The organism is Thiobacillus sp. SCUT-2 (assembly GCF_035621355.1).
Lineage (GTDB): Bacteria > Pseudomonadota > Gammaproteobacteria > Burkholderiales > Thiobacillaceae > Thiobacillus > Thiobacillus sedimenti.
Window position 1 is genome coordinate 1,029,500 of the sequence record NZ_CP141769.1, and the last position, 15,949, is coordinate 1,045,448.

Here is a 15,949-nt window from a genome sequence, read left to right on the forward strand (position 1 = left end):
CCCCCGTATTCGATTAAGGAGCCGACATGATTCGCTCACTGTGGATTGCCAAGACCGGCCTGGATGCGCAGCAGACGCAGATGGACGTGATTTCCAACAACCTCGCCAACGTCAGCACCAGCGGCTTCAAGCGCGCGCGTGCCGTGTTCGAGGATCTGCTGTACCAGACCCTCCGCCAGCCCGGCGCGCAATCGTCCGAGCAGACGCAGCTGCCTTCCGGCCTGCAGATCGGCACCGGCGTGCGCACCGTCGCGACCGAGCGCATCTTCACCCAGGGCAACCTGCAGCAGACCGGCAACGCCAAGGACGTGGCCATCCAGGGCAACGGCTTCTTCCAGGTGCTGATGCCGGACGGCACCACCGCCTACACGCGCGACGGCTCGTTCCAGAGCGACGCCAACGGGCAGCTGGTGACCTCCAGCGGCTACCCGGTGCAGCCGGCCATCACGATTCCGCCCGATGCCCAGAGCATCACCATCGCCCGCGACGGCACGGTGTCGGTGCAGCAGGCCGGCGCCACCGCCCCGGTGACGGTCGGCACGCTGCAGCTGGCGATGTTCGTCAACCCGGCCGGCCTGCAGAGCCTGGGCGAGAACCTCTACGCGGAAACCGCCGCATCCGGCACGGCGAGCTCGAACGCCCCCGGCAGCAACGGCGCGGGCCTGCTCAACCAGGGCTATGTCGAGACCTCGAACGTCAACGTCGTCGAGGAGATGGTCAACATGATCCAGACCCAGCGCGCGTACGAAATCAACAGCAAGGCGATCACGACATCCGACCAGATGCTGCAGCGCCTGACGCAGCTCTGAGACCGGCCATGAACATCGCGCGCGCCATCGGGATCGCAGGCCTGCTGATCGGACTGGCCGGCTGCGGCACCACGCCGTCGTCCATCGTCGACCAGCCGACCACCGCGCGTCCGAAGCCGTTGCCCGCGCAGACGGCGGGCAACGGCGCGATCTACCAGACGAACGCCTACCGCCCGCTGTTCGAGGACCGGCGCGCCCGCCAGGTCGGCGACATCCTCACCATCGTGATCAACGAGAACACCCAGGCCGGCAAGAAGGCGGCGTCCAACGGCTCGAAGACCGGCGCGGTCGATTCGTCGATCAGCGCCGTCGCAGGCCTGCCGCTCAAGACCTTCCAGGGCATCGGCGTGAAGGCCGATTCGTCGACCCAGTACGACGACAAGTCGGCGCTCAATTCGAGCAACACCTTCAGCGGCACGATCACCGTGACCGTCACCGAGGTGCTGCCGAACGGCAACCTGGTCGTGGCCGGCGAGAAGCAGGTCGCGTTCGACAAGGGCACCGAATACATCCGCCTGTCCGGCGTGGTGCAGCCCGACACGATCCTGTCCGGCAACACGGTGTCGTCGGCGAAGGTGGCCGACGCGCGCATCGAATACCGCAGCAGCAGCAAGCTCGACTCGGCCGAGGTCATGAACTGGCTGGCGCGCTTCTTCCTCAGCTTCGTTCCCCTCTGAACGGTGGGCATCATGAAACTCCCGCACCTGTTCCTGCTCGCCGCGCTCGCCCTGAGCGGCGGCGCCCAGGCCGAACGCATCAAGGACATCGCGTCCATCCAGGGCGTGCGCAACAACCAGCTGGCCGGCTACGGCCTCGTCGTCGGCCTCGACGGTACCGGCGACCAGACGACGCAGACGCCGTTCACCACCCAGAGCATCGCCAACATGCTGATGCAGATGGGCGTCACCCTGCCGCCCGGCATCAACATGCAGCTGAAGAACGTGGCGGCGGTCATGGTCACCGCCGACCTGCCGCCGTTCGCGCAGGCGGGGCAGGCCATCGACATCACCGTGTCGTCGATCGGCAACGCCAAGAGCCTGCGCGGCGGCACCCTCGTGATGACGCCGCTGAAGGGCGCCGACGGCCAGGTCTACGCGATGGCCCAGGGCAACCTCGTGGTCAGCGGCGCCGGCGCCTCGGCCAGCGGCAGCAAGGTCCAGGTCAATCACCTGTCGGTGGGACGCATCCCGAGCGGCGCGACCGTCGAGCGCAGCGTCGCGACCGCGCTGGGCGTGTCCGGCAGCATCAACCTCGAGCTGCAGGACGCCGACTTCACCACCGCCAGCCGCGTCGTCGACGCCGTCAACGCGCGCTTCGGCAAGGACACCGCGCGCGCGCTGAACGGGCGGGTGATCCAGGTGCGGACGCCGGTGGGCGACGACGCCCGGGTGGCCTTCCTCGGCGCGATCGAGAGCCTCGACGTCAGCCCGGCGCAGGGCATGGCCAAGGTGATTCTCAACGCCCGTACCGGCTCCGTCGTGATGAACCAGGTCGTCATGCTCGACGCCTGTGCCGTGTCACACGGCAATCTTTCGGTGATCATCAACACCCAGCCCGTCATCAGCCAGCCCGCGCCCTTCTCCAAGGGCGAGACGGTGGTGACGTCGCAGTCGCAGATCGAGATCCGCCAGCAGCCGGGCGAGGTCATGCACCTCAAGGGCGGCGCCTCGCTCGCCGACGTCGTCAAGGCGCTGAATTCGATCGGCGCGACGCCGCAGGACCTGCTGGCGATCCTGCAGGCGCTGAAGGCCTCGGGCGCGCTGCACGCGGAGCTGGAGGTGATCTGATGGCGATCGGCAGTGCAGATCTCGCGTCGCGCTTCGCGCTCGACGTCCAGAGCGTCGGCCAGCTGAAGCTGGAGGCGAAGCAGTCCTCGCCCGAGGCCCTGCGCGCGGCGGCGCAGCAGTTCGAAGCCGTGTTCCTGAACATGATGATGAAGAGCATGCGCGAGGCGACGCCGCAGGACGGCATGCTCGACAGCGAGCAGACCCGCATGTACACGTCCATGCTCGACCAGCAGCTGACCCAGAAGCTGGCGACCCGCGGCATCGGCCTTGCCGACGTCATGGTGCGCCAGCTCTCGCGCACGCTGAACCTGGCGGCGCCGGGCGCCGCGGCGCAGCTCGGGGAAGGGCCGGCAGCGGCGCTTCCGCCGGGAACCGTCGCGCCATCGGCAGTGCCGCAGGCAGCCGATGCCCCGCGGAGCGGCGACGTGCCGGCCCACGTCGGCGCGTTCGTGCGCAAGCTGCTGCCGCACGCCGAGGCGGCAAGCGCCGCGAGCGGCATCCCGGCACGCTTCATGGTCGGTCAGGCGGCGCTGGAAACCGGCTGGGGCCGCAGCGAAATCCGCGGTCCGGACGGCCGGAACAGCCACAACCTGTTCGGCATCAAGGCCGGCCCGAGCTGGAAGGGCCGCACGGTCGACGTCGTCACCACCGAATACGTCAACGGCAGGCCGCAGAAGCAGGTGGCGAGCTTCCGCGCCTACGATTCCTACGCCGATGCGTTCCGCGACTACGCCAACCTGCTGCGCGGGCAGGCGCGCTACCAGAACGCGATCGCCGGCGGACAGGACGCCGCCGGCTTCGCCCAGGGCCTGCAGCAGGCCGGCTACGCCACCGACCCGGCCTATGCGAACAAGCTGATGGGGGCGATCCGCCTGGTCGAGACCGCCTGACTCAAGAAAATCCCCGGCCGGCCGATTCAGCCATCAAGCGTATTTGTATGCACCCCCACGGAACCCTTGCGAGCGGATAGATGGCAACCAACATTCTCAGTATCGGACAGAGCGCCCTTGCTGCCGCGCAGGTGGGGATCAGCGTAACGGGCCACAACATCGCCAATGCCGCGACGCCCGGCTACAGCCGGCAGGTCGTGATCCAGGGCGCGGCGCTGGCGCAGAATTTCGGCTTCGGCTTCATCGGGCAGGGTGCCGAGATCTCGTCGATCCAGCGCGTCTACAACGAATACCTCGCCACCCAGGTGCAGACCTCCCAGGCGTCGAAGAGCAGCCTCGATGCCCATTACACCCAGATCCAGCAGATCGACAACATGCTCGCCGACCCGCAGGCCGGGCTGTCTCCGGCGTTGCAGGACTTCTTCAGCGGCGTCCAGGCCATGGCGTCGAACCCGGCCTCGATTCCGGCGCGCCAGGCCACCCTGTCGTCCGCCGACGCGCTCGTCGCGCGCTTCCAGAGCCTCGCGGGCCGTCTCGACGAGATCAACCAGGGCGTCAACAGCCAGGTCCAGTCGAGCGTCACGGCGATCAACAGCTACGCGCAGCAGATCGCGACCCTGAACGACGCCATCAGCAAGGCGCAGCGCGCCACCGGCCAGCCGCCGAACGACCTGCTCGACCAGCGCGATCAGCTGGTCCTCGACCTGAACAAGGAGATCAAGGCCACCGTCGTCAAGCAGGGCGACGGCGGCTACAACATCTTCATCGGCAACGGCCAGCCGCTGGTCGTCGGCAACAGCACGACCCGGCTGGTCAACGTGACCTCGCCGACCGACCCGCAGAAGATCGAGGTGGCCTACCAGGCCAGCAACGGCAGTACCGTGATCGTCGGCGATTCCGGCTTCGCGGGCGGCAGGCTCGGCGGCCTGATCGAGTTCCGCAGCAACACGCTCGAGCCGGCGCAGAACGCGCTCGGGCGGGTCGCCATCGGGCTCGCCAGCACGGTCAACGCGCAGCATCGCCTGGGTCAGGACCTCAACGGCGCCCTCGGCGGCGATCTCTTCACGTTGCCGACGCCGGTGGTGAATGCGAGCGCAAACAATGCCAGCACCGCCACGGTGACCGCCAGCATCAGCAACGCCAACGCGCTCACCACCAGCGACTACCAGCTCAAATACGACGGCAGCCAGTACACGCTGACCCGGCTGTCCGACAACACGACGAGCACGTTCGCCGGCCTGCCGCAAACGGTCGACGGCGTGACCCTGAACATCTCGACGACGCCCGCAGCGGGCGACACTTTCCTGATCCGGCCGACCGCCAACGGCGCCTCGGGCCTGGCACTCGCCATCACCGACCCGACCAAGCTCGCCGCCGCCGCACCGATTCGCACCGCTGCCGGTGCCAACTCCGGATCGGGAACGATCAGCGCGGGCGCCGTGGACTCGACCTACCCGGCGTCGCCCCTGGCCGCGCCGGTCACGCTGACCTACAGCACCGGTACGCCCGACGTGTTGAACGTGTCGCCCGCCACGGCGGTGACGGTGACGAGCGGCGGCACGTCGACGACCTACCCGGCCGGTACGCCGGTGCCGTATACCGCCGGTGCGACCTACAGCTTCGGCGGCGTCAGCTTCACGCTGAGCGGTGCGCCGAACAATCTGGACACTTTCACCGTGGGGCCCAACACCGGCGGCGTGGGGGACAACCGCAATGCCTTGCTGCTGGCGGACCTGCAGACCGCGCACACGCTGGGGAACGGCACCGCCACGTACCAGGACGCCTATGCGCAACTGGTCAGCGACATCGGCAACAAGACCCGCGAACTCGACGTCACCAGCAGTGCGGCCGGCAAGATGCTGGCCTCGGCGACGCAGTCGGTGCAGAACGAATCGGGCGTCAACCTCGACGAGGAGGCGGCGAACCTGCTGCGCTACCAGCAGGCCTACCAGGCGGCGGGCAAGGTCATGCAGATCGCCAGCCAGCTGTTCAATGTGCTGCTCACGATAGGACAGTAAACCATGCGCATCAGCACCCAGACCTTCTTCGACAACGGCGCGCAGCGCATCACCGACGCGCAGGCGAGCCTCTCCAGGACGCAGCAGCAGATTGCCAGCGGGCGCCGCATCCTGTCGCCTTCCGACGATCCGGTCGCCGCGGCGCGCGCGCTCGTCGTCACGCAGTCGCAGGCGCTCAACACGCAATACGGCACCAACCGGGGCTACGCAAAGGATGCGCTGACGTCGATCGACGGTACGCTGTCGAGCGTCACCAGCCTGATCCAGGACGTCAGGACGACGGCCATTTCCGCGGGCAACGGGCTGCTGAACGATGCCGAGCGCGCATCGATGGCGACCGAACTGCAGGGCCGCCTCGACCAGTTGATCGGACTGGCGAACGCCACGGACGGGCAGGGTAACTACCTGTTCTCCGGCTTCCAGACGGCGACCCCGCCATTCGTCCAGACCGCCGGCGGCGTGCAGTACCAGGGTGATCAGGGCCAGCGCCAGATCCAGGTCGATGCCGCACGCAAGATGACCGTCGGCGTCCCGGGGCAGGCGATCTTCCAGGGCGGCGGCCAGGACCTGTTCAAGACCCTGAACGACCTCATCACCCAACTGAATACGCCCGGCACGGCCGGGCTGAGCGCCGCGCTCAACACGGCCACCGGCAATCTCGACCTCGCGCTGAACAACGTGTCTTCGGTGCGCGCCGCCGTCGGCACGCGCATGCAGGAGCTCGACAGCCTCGACAGCGCCGGCGCCGACAAGGGGCTCCAGTACAGCCAGACCCTGTCGACCCTGCAGGATGTCGACTACACGCAGGCGGTGACCGAGCTCTCCAAGCAGCAGCTGACACTGGAGGCCGCGCAGAAATCGTTCGCGCAGACCTCGAGCCTGTCGCTCTTCCAGTATCTGTAAGGCGACGATGTTGCCCCGCGAAGCGCCTCCCGACGAGTCGATGAACGCGCAGGTGCTGCGCCTGCTGTCGGGCGTGTCGGCGCATGGCGACCAGCACCTGGCCGAGGTGGAGCGCGACCTGGTGCAGATGGATGTCCTGCTGCAGGAGGCGATCAAGAAGCTGTGCGCCAGCTTCCTTGCGATCCATCAATCCCTCGATCAGCAGCAGGCTGCGATCCGCGAGGTGCTCGCCGGGGCACCCGAGCAGGCGGCGCGCCTGGAGGCCTTGCGCGACGCCGTCAACGAGCACATCGGCGCCGCGGTGACCGGCCTGCAGTTCCAGGACATGACCAGCCAGCTGATCGGGCGGATGGCGCGCCACCTGGCCGGGCTGCGCGACGTCTTCGGCGCGCTGGCGGGGGATGGCGAGGACGCCATGCCGCAGAGCGGCAGCACCGAAATGGTCACGACGCTCGACCGGCTCAGCGAGCGGGTCGGCGCGCGCTGCAGCGAAATGGCGGTGTCGGTCCGCAGCACGGTGAACCAGCGTCACATGGAAAGTGGCGACGTCGAACTATTTTGAGCATGCAACGCGGGCGAGCCGCGATTGATGAAGGCAGCAGGAGCAGAAATGACGAAAACAATATTGGCGGTGGATGACTCGGGTTCGCTCCGGCAGATGGTCGCGTTCAGCCTGAAGGCCGCGGGCTACGGCGTGATCGAGGCGATCGACGGCGAGGACGGGCTGAAGAAAGCGAAGCAGCAGACCGTTGACCTGGTGCTGACCGACCAGAACATGCCCGGCATGGATGGCCTGAGCCTGATCAAGGCGCTGCGTGCGCTGAAAACCTACCAGAGCGTCCCGATCCTGATGCTGACGACCGAATCGGGCGACGACATCAAGGCGATGGGCCGGGCCGCGGGCGCCAACGGCTGGCTGGTCAAGCCCTTCGATCCGGCGCGCCTGACCGAAGTGGTGAAGAAGCTGATCGGCTGAGCCATGTGGCCATCGGACCTGCTGCAAGACTTTGACGGAGTTGAACAATGACGATTGACATGAGCCAGTTCTACCAGGTGTTCTTCGACGAAGCCGATGAACTGCTCGCCGAAATGGAGAAGCTGCTGCTGGCGGTCGACGTGAGTGCGCCTGACAGCGAGGATCTCAACGCGATCTTCCGTGCCGCGCATTCGATCAAGGGGGGGGCCGCGACCTTCGCGTTCACCGACATCACCGAGGTGACCCACATCCTGGAGTCGCTGCTCGACCGCATCCGCAAGGGCGAGATGGCGCTGACCCCCGAGCACGTGGACGCGTTCCTGGCCGCCAAGGATGTCCTCGCGATGCTGATGGATGGCCATCACCACGGCACCAGCGTCGACCAGGGCGCCGTCGACGGCATCTGCCAGCGCCTCAAGCTGCTGTCGCAGGGCGCGGTGGCGGAACCGCACGCCGCCACGGCGGCGCCCGAGCCCGCGCCTGCCCCCGCACCCGTCGCGGCGCCCGTCGCGGATGCGGACGGCAACTTCCGCTACCGGATCGAACTGCCCGTCGTGCCGCAGAAGGACGTCGACGCGCTGGCCACCGAGCTGGGCCTCCTCGGCACGATCACGCGGGACACGCTGCCCGACCAGCGCGCCGTGTTTACCTTGAGCACCGGCGAGAGCCAGGACAACATCGTCGCGATCTGCTCCTTCGTGCTCGATCCCGACGATCTCAAGATCACGTACGCCGAGGCGGGCACGCCGGCGGCTTCGCCGGCCGCCGCCGATCCGGGCTACGGGCTGTTCGAGCCCGAGACGCCGGCACCCGCCGAGAAGCCGGTCGCGGCAGCCGACGCGTCGGCCCCGAATGCTGCGCAGGCCCCGGCCACGCCCGCCGGCGAGGTCAAGAACTGGGGGCGGCGTGCAACCGACAAGGAGGGCGCCAGCCAGGAATCGTCGTCGATCCGCGTCGGCGTCGAGAAGGTCGACCAGCTCATCAACCTCGTCGGCGAGCTGGTGATCACGCAGGCCATGATCGAACAGCGCATCGCCGCGCTCGACCCCATCGTCCACGAGCGCCTGCTCAACAGCGCCAGCCAGCTGGCGCGCAACACGCGCGATCTGCAGGAAGCCGTCATGTCGATCCGCATGATGCCGATGGATTACGTGTTCTCGCGCTTCCCGCGCATGGTCCGCGATCTCGCCGGCAAGCTGGGCAAGAAGGTCGAATTCGCCACCCGCGGCGCCGCGACCGAGCTCGACAAGGGGCTGATCGAGCGCATCGTCGACCCGCTCACCCACCTGGTGAGAAACAGCGTCGATCACGGCATCGAGATGCCCGAGAAGCGCCGCGCCGCCGGCAAGAGCGAAACCGGCAAGCTCACGCTGTCGGCCGCGCACCAGGGCGGCAACATCGTGATCGAGGTGACCGACGACGGCGGCGGCCTGAACCGCGAGAAGATTCTTGCCAAGGCGCGGCAGCAGGGCATGACCGTGTCGGACAGCCTGCCGGATGCCGATGTCTGGCAGCTCATCTTCGCGCCGGGCTTCTCGACCGCCGAGGTCGTGACCGACGTCTCCGGCCGCGGCGTCGGCATGGACGTGGTCAAGCGCAACATCACCGCGATGGGCGGCAACGTCGACATCCGCTCGACCCCGGGTACCGGCACGACGATTGCGATCTCGCTGCCGCTGACGCTGGCGATCCTCGACGGCATGTCGGTCAAGGTCGGCGAGGAGATCTACATCCTGCCGCTGGGGTATGTCGTCGAGTCGTTGCAGCCGGCGGCGATCGACGTCAAGGAAGTCGCGGGCCAGGGCAAGGTCGTCAAGGTCCGCGAGGAGTACCTGCCGCTGATCCCGCTGTATCAGATCTTCGCAATCGAGCCGCGCGTCGAAGACCCCTCGCAGGGCATCATCGTGATCCTCGAGACCGAAGGCAAGAAGGCGGCCCTGCTGGTCGACAGCCTCGTCGGGCAGCAGCAGGTCGTGGTCAAGAACCTGGAGTCCAACTTCCGCAAGGTGGCGGGAATTTCCGGCGCCACCATCCTGGGCGACGGCGGCGTGTCGCTGATCCTCGACGTATCCGCCCTGCTGCGCTCCAGCCGCCAGCTGAACGCCAGCACCGTATTTTTCTGAGACGACCCCGGCCCGCGGCGGTTCACCCGCGGGCCCATCTGAAAGGACGCGCACCATGTCATACACCACCCAGACGCAGACCCTCAGTGCGGCGGCGGGAGACGCCGCCGGAACCGAGTACCTCGCGTTCACCCTCGGGCGCGAGGAATACGGCATCGACATCCTGCGGGTACAGGAAATCCGCGGCTACGAGCCGGTGACCCGGATCGCGAACGCGCCCGACTTCATCAAGGGCGTGGTCAACCTGCGCGGCACCATCGTTCCCGTCGTCGACATGCGCATCAAGTTCAACCTGGGCACGCCGACCTACGACCAGTTCACCGTCGTGATCATCCTCAGCATCGGCGGCCGCGTCGTCGGCATGGTGGTCGACAGCGTGTCGGACGTCACGACGCTCACGGCGGAGCAGATCAAGCCGGCGCCGGAGATCGGCACCGCGTTCGACACCGACTATCTGATCGGTCTCGGCACCCTCGACACCCGGATGCTGATCCTCGTGGACATCGAGAAGCTGATGTCGAGCGAGGAAATGGGCCTGATCGAGAAGATGGCGGCGTGAGCGGCCGCCAAACGAATTACGCACAACACAAATCAATCGGGGAGTAGGAATTGTTTAGAGATCTGACAATCAAGTCGCGCCTGATCTTCATGCTTGTCTTCATGGCGATCATGCTGATCGTCGGCAGCTTCATGGGCCTCGGTGGCATGGCCGCGAACGAAGAAGGGCTCAGGACCGTCTACGAGGACCGCACGATCCCGCTCGGCGAGATCAGCGCGATCGAGTCGATGCTGATGCAGAACCGCCTGGCGATTACCGCCGCCGTGGCAGACGCCACCCCCGAGATGATCGCTGCGGCGAGCGCCACGGTCGAGCGGAACATTGCGACGATCACCCAAACGTGGGAAGCGTACATGGCCGCGTCGCACACGCCGGAGGAGAAGGCGCTGGCCGACAAGTTCACAGCTGACCGCAAGCGTTTCGTCGTCGAGGGACTTCAGCCTGCCGTCGCGGCCTTGAAGGCCAACGATGTGGAGGGCGCCAAGCAGGTCATCGTGACCAAGATCCGGCCGCTGTTCGATCCCGTCGCAGAGGGGATCCGCAGCCTCAACGCCCTGCAACTGAAGGTGGCGAAGCAGGAGTATCAGACGGCGCACGAACGCAGCGTGAACACGCGCAATCTGGCGCTCGTCGGCACGATCGGTGGCCTTGCGCTGCTGGCATGGATCGGCTTCATGCTGATCCGCTCGATCACCCGTCCGCTGAACGCGGCGGTGAAGCTGGCGCGCAGCGTCGCCGAGGGTGACCTGACGCAGCGCATCGAGGCTCATTCGACCAATGAAGTCGGCCAGCTGATGCAGGCGCTGAAGGACATGAACGACAACCTCGTCAAGGTCGTCGGCCAGGTGCGCGTGGGGACCGATACGGTCGCAACCGCCTCGACCCAGATCGCGGCCGGCAACCTCGATCTTTCGTCGCGGACCGAGGAACAGGCCTCCAGCCTCGAGGAGACCGCCTCCTCGATGGAAGAGCTGACCAGCACCGTCAAGCAGAACGCCGAGAACGCGCGGCAGGCGAACCAGCTGGTGGTTTCCACCGCCGACGTCGCGGCCAAGGGCGGCGCCGTCGTCGGGCAGGTCGTCGACACCATGGCCTCCATCAAGGACAGCTCGCGCAAGATCGCCGACATCATCGGCGTCATCGACGGCATCGCCTTCCAGACCAACATCCTCGCGCTCAACGCCGCGGTCGAGGCCGCACGCGCCGGCGAACAGGGACGCGGCTTCGCCGTCGTCGCCAGCGAGGTGCGCAGCCTCGCGCAGCGCAGCGCGAGCGCCGCCAAGGAGATCAAGACCCTGATCGAGGACTCCGTCGGCAAGGTCGACGCCGGCAGCGAACTCGTCGACGAAGCCGGCAAGACCATGGACGAGATCGTCACCTCGGTGAAGCGGGTGACCGACATCATGAGCGAGATTGCGGCGGCGAGCCAGGAGCAGAGCGCCGGGATCGAGCAGGTCAACCAGGCCATCGCGCAGATGGACGAAGTGACGCAGCAGAACGCTGCGCTGGTCGAAGAGGCGGCCGCGGCCTCGGAGAGCCTGCAGGACCAGGCGGCCAAGCTGGCCGAGGCGGTGGCCGTGTTCAAGGTCGCGGCGGGCGCCACCAGCGCTCCGGCCAGCGTCGCCGCCCGGGCCGAGGCCGTCGTGGCCTTGCCCGCCGCGCGCAAGTCTGGCAGGGCGGCATCGCGCGCCGCGACGGTCGTGCCGATGGAACGGCCGAAGAAGGTGGCTGCTGCGGCCGGTGGCGGCAACGAGGAGTGGGAAGAGTTCTGAGGGGTCGCGCAAGCGCCGGCGGTGCGCGCCGCATGCACGTGCCGAGTGCCGTGGCGGCCGTACCTTCAGGTCAGCGATCGCAATGCCGCTAACGTGGTAAGCCTCGGAGTTTCAGGCATCAGCAAGAAAGGGCATGAAATGTTAGCGAACCTGAGCATCAAGTCGCGGCTGGTCTTCGTGATCGGCTTTCTTTCCGTGCTTCTCGTAGGCGTCGGGATCATGGGCCTCGCCAGCCTGTCGTCGACCAATGCGGCGCTGCGGAGCGTCTATCACGACAGGACGGTCGCTCTGGGGCAGCTCGACCGGATTTCGATGCTGGTCAACCAGAACCAGATCACCCTTGCCGAAGTGACGGCCGGGCAGCTGTCGGCCTTTCCCGACGATGTGTCGGCGGTCGACGGCAAGGTCACCGCCGTCACCGACACGATCCAGACGATCGAAAGCCTCTGGAAATCCTATCTCGCCACCTCGCTGACGCCGGAGGAGAAGAAGCTGGCCGACCAGTTCGATGCGAACCGGCGCCACTACGGCCGCTCCGGCATGATCCCCGCAGTGGCGGCGCTGCGCGCCCACGATTTCCAGCAAGCCAGCGAGCTGCTGCAGGGGCCGCTCACCGAAACCTATCCGGCGGTCCGCAAGAGCATGGAGGCGCTGACGGCGCTGCAGATGGAGGTCGCCCGCAAGGAATTCGCGGCCGCGGAAGCACGCTACGCGCTGGTGCGAAACGTCTCGATCGCCGTCATCGCCTTCGGCGTGCTGCTTGCGGGCATCATCGGCGCCTGGCTGGTCCGGGCGATTGCGCGGCCGCTCAAGGAGGCGGTGCGGATTGCCGAGGCCGTGGCCGCGGGGGACCTGACGCAGACCGTCGAGGTGCGCAGCCATGACGAGACCGGCCAGCTGCTGCAGGCGCTGAAGAACATGAACGCCGCCCTCGTCGGCATCGTCGGCCAGGTGCGGACCGGCACCGACACCATTGCGGTTGCCTCGCGCGAGATCGCCTCCGGCAACGCCGACCTGTCGAGCCGCACCGAATCGCAGGCCTCCAGCCTCGAGGAGACCGCCTCCTCGATGGAGGAACTGACCAGCACCGTCAAGCAGAACGCCGAGAACGCGCGGCAGGCGAACCAGCTGGTCGTCTCCACCGCCGACGTCGCGGCCAAGGGCGGCGCCGTCGTCGGCCAGGTCGTCGACACCATGGCCTCCATCAAGGACAGCTCGCGCAAGATCGCCGACATCATCGGCGTCATCGACGGCATCGCCTTCCAGACCAACATCCTCGCGCTCAACGCCGCGGTCGAGGCCGCGCGCGCCGGCGAACAGGGACGCGGCTTCGCCGTCGTCGCCAGCGAGGTGCGCAGCCTCGCGCAGCGCAGCGCGAGCGCCGCCAAGGAGATCAAGACCCTGATCGAGGACTCCGTCGGCAAGGTCGACGCCGGCAGCGAACTCGTCGACGAAGCCGGCAAGACCATGGACGAGATCGTCACCTCGGTGAAGCGGGTGACCGACATCATGAGCGAGATTGCGGCGGCGAGCCAGGAGCAGAGCGCCGGGATCGAGCAGGTCAACCAGGCGGTGGGGCAGATGGACGAGATGACGCAGCAGAACGCTGCGCTGGTGGAGGAGGCGGCGGCTGCGGCCGAGAGCCTGCAGGACCAGGCGGCCAAGCTCGCCGAGGCGGTCAGCGTGTTCCGCCTGGGGGACGTCGCCGGCGCTGCGCCGGCCGCGCTTCCGGTGCTGACCGAGCGCGTCGTGGCCATGCCGGCCGCGCGCAAGCCGGCCGCCAGGCCGCCGGCCGTACCGGCGGCGCGGCCCGCGAGGCAGGCCGTCGCGGCGGGCGGTGGCGGGGAAGAGTGGGAGGAATTCTGAGCGGATATCCAGCCAGCCGCGAAAACGCCCGGGGCGCGCGACGGATGACGTGAATGGTCCATTCGTGCACGTTAAGAGTCCGGGAATCGAGCCGTAGTCTCCACTACGGCTCTGTTTTTTTGGGGGGCCGTGGAGGCCGCAGCACTGAGGTTGCGCGGAAGACGCGACAGACCCGGCGCCGGCAGTGCCTGAAGGCACGCGATCGGATCGCCCTGTGTCGCGTTTACTGAATGAATTCGAGAAGGTTGGCAACATGAAGCTTAAGTCAAAAATCCTATTGAGCATGGGATCGGTTTTTGTGCTCTTCGGCATCGCCATTGCCGTTGCGCTGACCGGCATGCAGAGCAACCGCGCGCGGTTCGAGCATTTCCTCGCGCAGGACCTGGCGATTTCGCAGGAGGCGACCAATCTCTATGCCCACGGGCTGCAGATGGGCCAGGCGCTGCGCAACATCGTGATGGATCCGAGCAACCAGGCGGCCCACAAGAACCTCGAGGCGTCGGCGGGCGAATTCAAGAAGGCGAGCGATCACGCGCTGGCGCTGGCGGCCGACCCGGCCGACCGCAAGGTGCTCGACGAAGTGGTCGCGCTGCGCGAAACGCAGATTCCGCTGCAGTCGAAGGTCGTATCGCTGGCGTCCACGGACCAGGCTGCGGCGATCGCCGTGATCAGCAAGGAAGAAACGCCGGTCTGGCGAGGCATCCGCACGCGGCTGATGGATTTCATCAAGCTCAAGCGCGAGGCCGTCGAGAAGACCAAGTCCGACATGGCCGCCTTCAGCCAGCGCATGCTGACGATCACCCTGGTCCTGGTCGGGCTGGCGGTGGTCGTGGCAGGTGGAATCGTCTTCTGGCTCGTCCGGCACATCATGAAGCAACTGGGCGGCGAGCCGGCCTACGCGGTCGAGGTGGCGCGCGCGATCTCGGCCGGCGACTTTTCCCGCGCCGTCGTGCTGGAGAAAGGCGACACGTCCAGCCTGCTGCATGCGATCAACGCGATGCGCCAGAACCTGACGGGAACGGTGGGCGAGATTCGCCACTCGGCGGAAACCATTGCCGTGGCCTCGCGCGAGATCGCCTCCGGCAACGCCGACCTGTCGAGCCGCACCGAATCGCAGGCCTCCAGCCTCGAGGAGACCGCCTCCTCGATGGAAGAGCTGACCAGCACCGTCAAGCAGAACGCCGAGAACGCGCGGCAGGCGAACCAGCTGGTCGTCTCCACCGCCGACGTCGCGGCCAAGGGCGGCGCCGTCGTCGGCCAGGTCGTCGACACCATGGCCTCCATCAAGGACAGCTCGCGCAAGATCGCCGACATCATCGGCGTCATCGACGGCATCGCCTTCCAGACCAACATCCTCGCGCTCAACGCCGCGGTCGAGGCCGCGCGCGCCGGCGAACAGGGACGCGGCTTCGCCGTCGTCGCCAGCGAGGTGCGCAGCCTCGCGCAGCGCAGCGCGAGCGCCGCCAAGGAGATCAAGACCCTGATCGAGGACTCCGTCGGCAAGGTCGACGCCGGCAGCGAACTCGTCGACGAAGCCGGCAAGACCATGGACGAGATCGTCACCTCGGTGAAGCGGGTGACCGACATCATGAGCGAGATTGCGGCGGCGAGCCAGGAGCAGAGCGCCGGGATCGAGCAGGTCAACCAGGCAGTGGGTCAGATGGACGAGATGACGCAGCAGAACGCTGCGCTGGTGGAGGAGGCGGCGGCTGCGGCCGAGAGCCTGCAGGACCAGGCGGCCAAGCTCGCCGAGGCGGTGGCCGCGTTCAAGCTCGAGGCCGGGGGCGGCGGCGGGTACCTGGTGGCATCCGCTCCGAGGCCGAAAGCCGAGGTGCGCCCGATCTCCAGGGCGCGGCCCAGCGCGGGGGCGCCGGCCGAGCGGCCGGCCAGGAAGCGGGCGGCCGCCGGCGGCCACAACGAGGAGTGGGAGGAGTTCTGACCCCGGACGCGCCGCAGGGCGCTTCGGCGCAAGCGCGGATGCTCCCGCCATGTGCGCACCACCGGAACCCGCGGCCGCGAGGCTCGCGGGTTTTCTTTTGCCTGCGCTCCCCGGCGCAGGCGTTCTTCCCATAAGGGCAATTTTCGTTCCAGGCCTCAAGACATAAGCAAAACGCGCCGATATCGACTCTGACGGAAGCGTTCGGGCGGGCCGGGGAGATCCGGGTCAGGCGAACGCCGGTGGAACGTTGCAGCCGGGGGCGGCTGCGAGGGGCACGAACCAGAAGAATGTCGAGGGACAAGCATCC

The 15,949-nt window shown here is 67.4% G+C and carries 13 protein-coding genes; all 13 read left to right on the top strand.

Features of this window, described 5'->3' with window-relative positions:
- Window positions 1-26 precede the first annotated feature (26 nt).
- The 13 genes from flgG (at window position 27) to VA613_RS05075 (ending at window position 15,642) form a co-directional block, all read left to right on the top strand.
- Window positions 27-809: a flagellar basal-body rod protein FlgG gene (flgG, locus tag VA613_RS05015; RefSeq protein WP_324780761.1), complete on the top strand. Its 783-nt coding sequence runs from the start codon at window positions 27-29 to the stop codon at window positions 807-809.
- Between the two features lie 8 nt (window positions 810-817).
- Entirely contained in the window at window positions 818-1,486 is a 669-nt protein-coding gene (locus VA613_RS05020; RefSeq protein ID WP_324780762.1) for a flagellar basal body L-ring protein FlgH, read from the top strand.
- A 12-nt stretch (window positions 1,487-1,498) separates the two neighbouring features.
- Window positions 1,499-2,596: a flagellar basal body P-ring protein FlgI gene (locus VA613_RS05025; protein ID WP_324780763.1), complete on the top strand. Its 1,098-nt coding sequence runs from the start codon at window positions 1,499-1,501 to the stop codon at window positions 2,594-2,596.
- Complete coding sequence (gene flgJ, locus VA613_RS05030) at window positions 2,596-3,486, top strand: flagellar assembly peptidoglycan hydrolase FlgJ (RefSeq protein WP_324780764.1); 891 nt, start codon at window positions 2,596-2,598, stop codon at window positions 3,484-3,486. The genes VA613_RS05025 and flgJ overlap by 1 nt, the downstream gene beginning before the upstream one ends.
- Window positions 3,487-3,566: 80 nt before the next feature.
- Window positions 3,567-5,504, top strand: coding sequence for a flagellar hook-associated protein FlgK (gene flgK / locus VA613_RS05035; protein ID WP_324780765.1), 1,938 nt, complete (start codon window positions 3,567-3,569; stop codon window positions 5,502-5,504).
- A gap of 3 nt (window positions 5,505-5,507) precedes the next feature.
- On the top strand, window positions 5,508-6,407 hold the full coding sequence (gene flgL, locus VA613_RS05040; RefSeq protein ID WP_324780766.1) for a flagellar hook-associated protein FlgL: 900 nt from the start codon (window positions 5,508-5,510) through the stop codon (window positions 6,405-6,407).
- A gap of 7 nt (window positions 6,408-6,414) precedes the next feature.
- Complete coding sequence (locus tag VA613_RS05045; RefSeq protein WP_324780767.1) at window positions 6,415-6,969, top strand: chemotaxis protein; 555 nt, start codon at window positions 6,415-6,417, stop codon at window positions 6,967-6,969.
- A 48-nt stretch (window positions 6,970-7,017) separates the two neighbouring features.
- Entirely contained in the window at window positions 7,018-7,383 is a 366-nt protein-coding gene (locus VA613_RS05050) for a response regulator (RefSeq protein ID WP_324780768.1), read from the top strand.
- A 47-nt stretch (window positions 7,384-7,430) separates the two neighbouring features.
- A complete protein-coding gene (gene cheA, locus VA613_RS05055; RefSeq protein ID WP_324780769.1) occupies window positions 7,431-9,506 on the top strand; it encodes a chemotaxis protein CheA in 2,076 nt (691 codons plus the stop codon).
- A 55-nt stretch (window positions 9,507-9,561) separates the two neighbouring features.
- The gene (locus tag VA613_RS05060; protein ID WP_324780770.1) at window positions 9,562-10,065 is read left to right on the top strand and encodes a chemotaxis protein CheW; all 504 of its coding nucleotides are present in this window, start codon (window positions 9,562-9,564) and stop codon (window positions 10,063-10,065) included.
- Window positions 10,066-10,115: 50 nt separating this feature from the next.
- Window positions 10,116-11,837 (top strand): methyl-accepting chemotaxis protein, encoded by a 1,722-nt coding sequence (locus VA613_RS05065; protein WP_324780771.1) that lies wholly within the window; start codon window positions 10,116-10,118, stop codon window positions 11,835-11,837.
- 138 nt (window positions 11,838-11,975) lie between these two features.
- Window positions 11,976-13,703 (top strand): methyl-accepting chemotaxis protein, encoded by a 1,728-nt coding sequence (locus tag VA613_RS05070; protein WP_324780772.1) that lies wholly within the window; start codon window positions 11,976-11,978, stop codon window positions 13,701-13,703.
- A gap of 283 nt (window positions 13,704-13,986) precedes the next feature.
- Window positions 13,987-15,642 (top strand): methyl-accepting chemotaxis protein, encoded by a 1,656-nt coding sequence (locus tag VA613_RS05075; protein ID WP_324780773.1) that lies wholly within the window; start codon window positions 13,987-13,989, stop codon window positions 15,640-15,642.
- Window positions 15,643-15,949 lie beyond the last annotated feature (307 nt).

Coding starts and splice junctions, on each gene's coding strand:
- VA613_RS05070 (WP_324780772.1), top strand. CDS start 11,976: ATGTTAGCGAACCTGAGCATCAAGTCGCGGCTGGTCTTCGTGATCGGC.
- flgL (WP_324780766.1), top strand. CDS start 5,508: ATGCGCATCAGCACCCAGACCTTCTTCGACAACGGCGCGCAGCGCATC.
- VA613_RS05045 (WP_324780767.1), top strand. CDS start 6,415: ATGTTGCCCCGCGAAGCGCCTCCCGACGAGTCGATGAACGCGCAGGTG.
- flgJ (WP_324780764.1), top strand. CDS start 2,596: ATGGCGATCGGCAGTGCAGATCTCGCGTCGCGCTTCGCGCTCGACGTC.
- cheA (WP_324780769.1), top strand. CDS start 7,431: ATGACGATTGACATGAGCCAGTTCTACCAGGTGTTCTTCGACGAAGCC.
- VA613_RS05020 (WP_324780762.1), top strand. CDS start 818: ATGAACATCGCGCGCGCCATCGGGATCGCAGGCCTGCTGATCGGACTG.
- VA613_RS05050 (WP_324780768.1), top strand. CDS start 7,018: ATGACGAAAACAATATTGGCGGTGGATGACTCGGGTTCGCTCCGGCAG.
- flgG (WP_324780761.1), top strand. CDS start 27: ATGATTCGCTCACTGTGGATTGCCAAGACCGGCCTGGATGCGCAGCAG.
- VA613_RS05075 (WP_324780773.1), top strand. CDS start 13,987: ATGGGATCGGTTTTTGTGCTCTTCGGCATCGCCATTGCCGTTGCGCTG.
- flgK (WP_324780765.1), top strand. CDS start 3,567: ATGGCAACCAACATTCTCAGTATCGGACAGAGCGCCCTTGCTGCCGCG.
- VA613_RS05025 (WP_324780763.1), top strand. CDS start 1,499: ATGAAACTCCCGCACCTGTTCCTGCTCGCCGCGCTCGCCCTGAGCGGC.
- VA613_RS05060 (WP_324780770.1), top strand. CDS start 9,562: ATGTCATACACCACCCAGACGCAGACCCTCAGTGCGGCGGCGGGAGAC.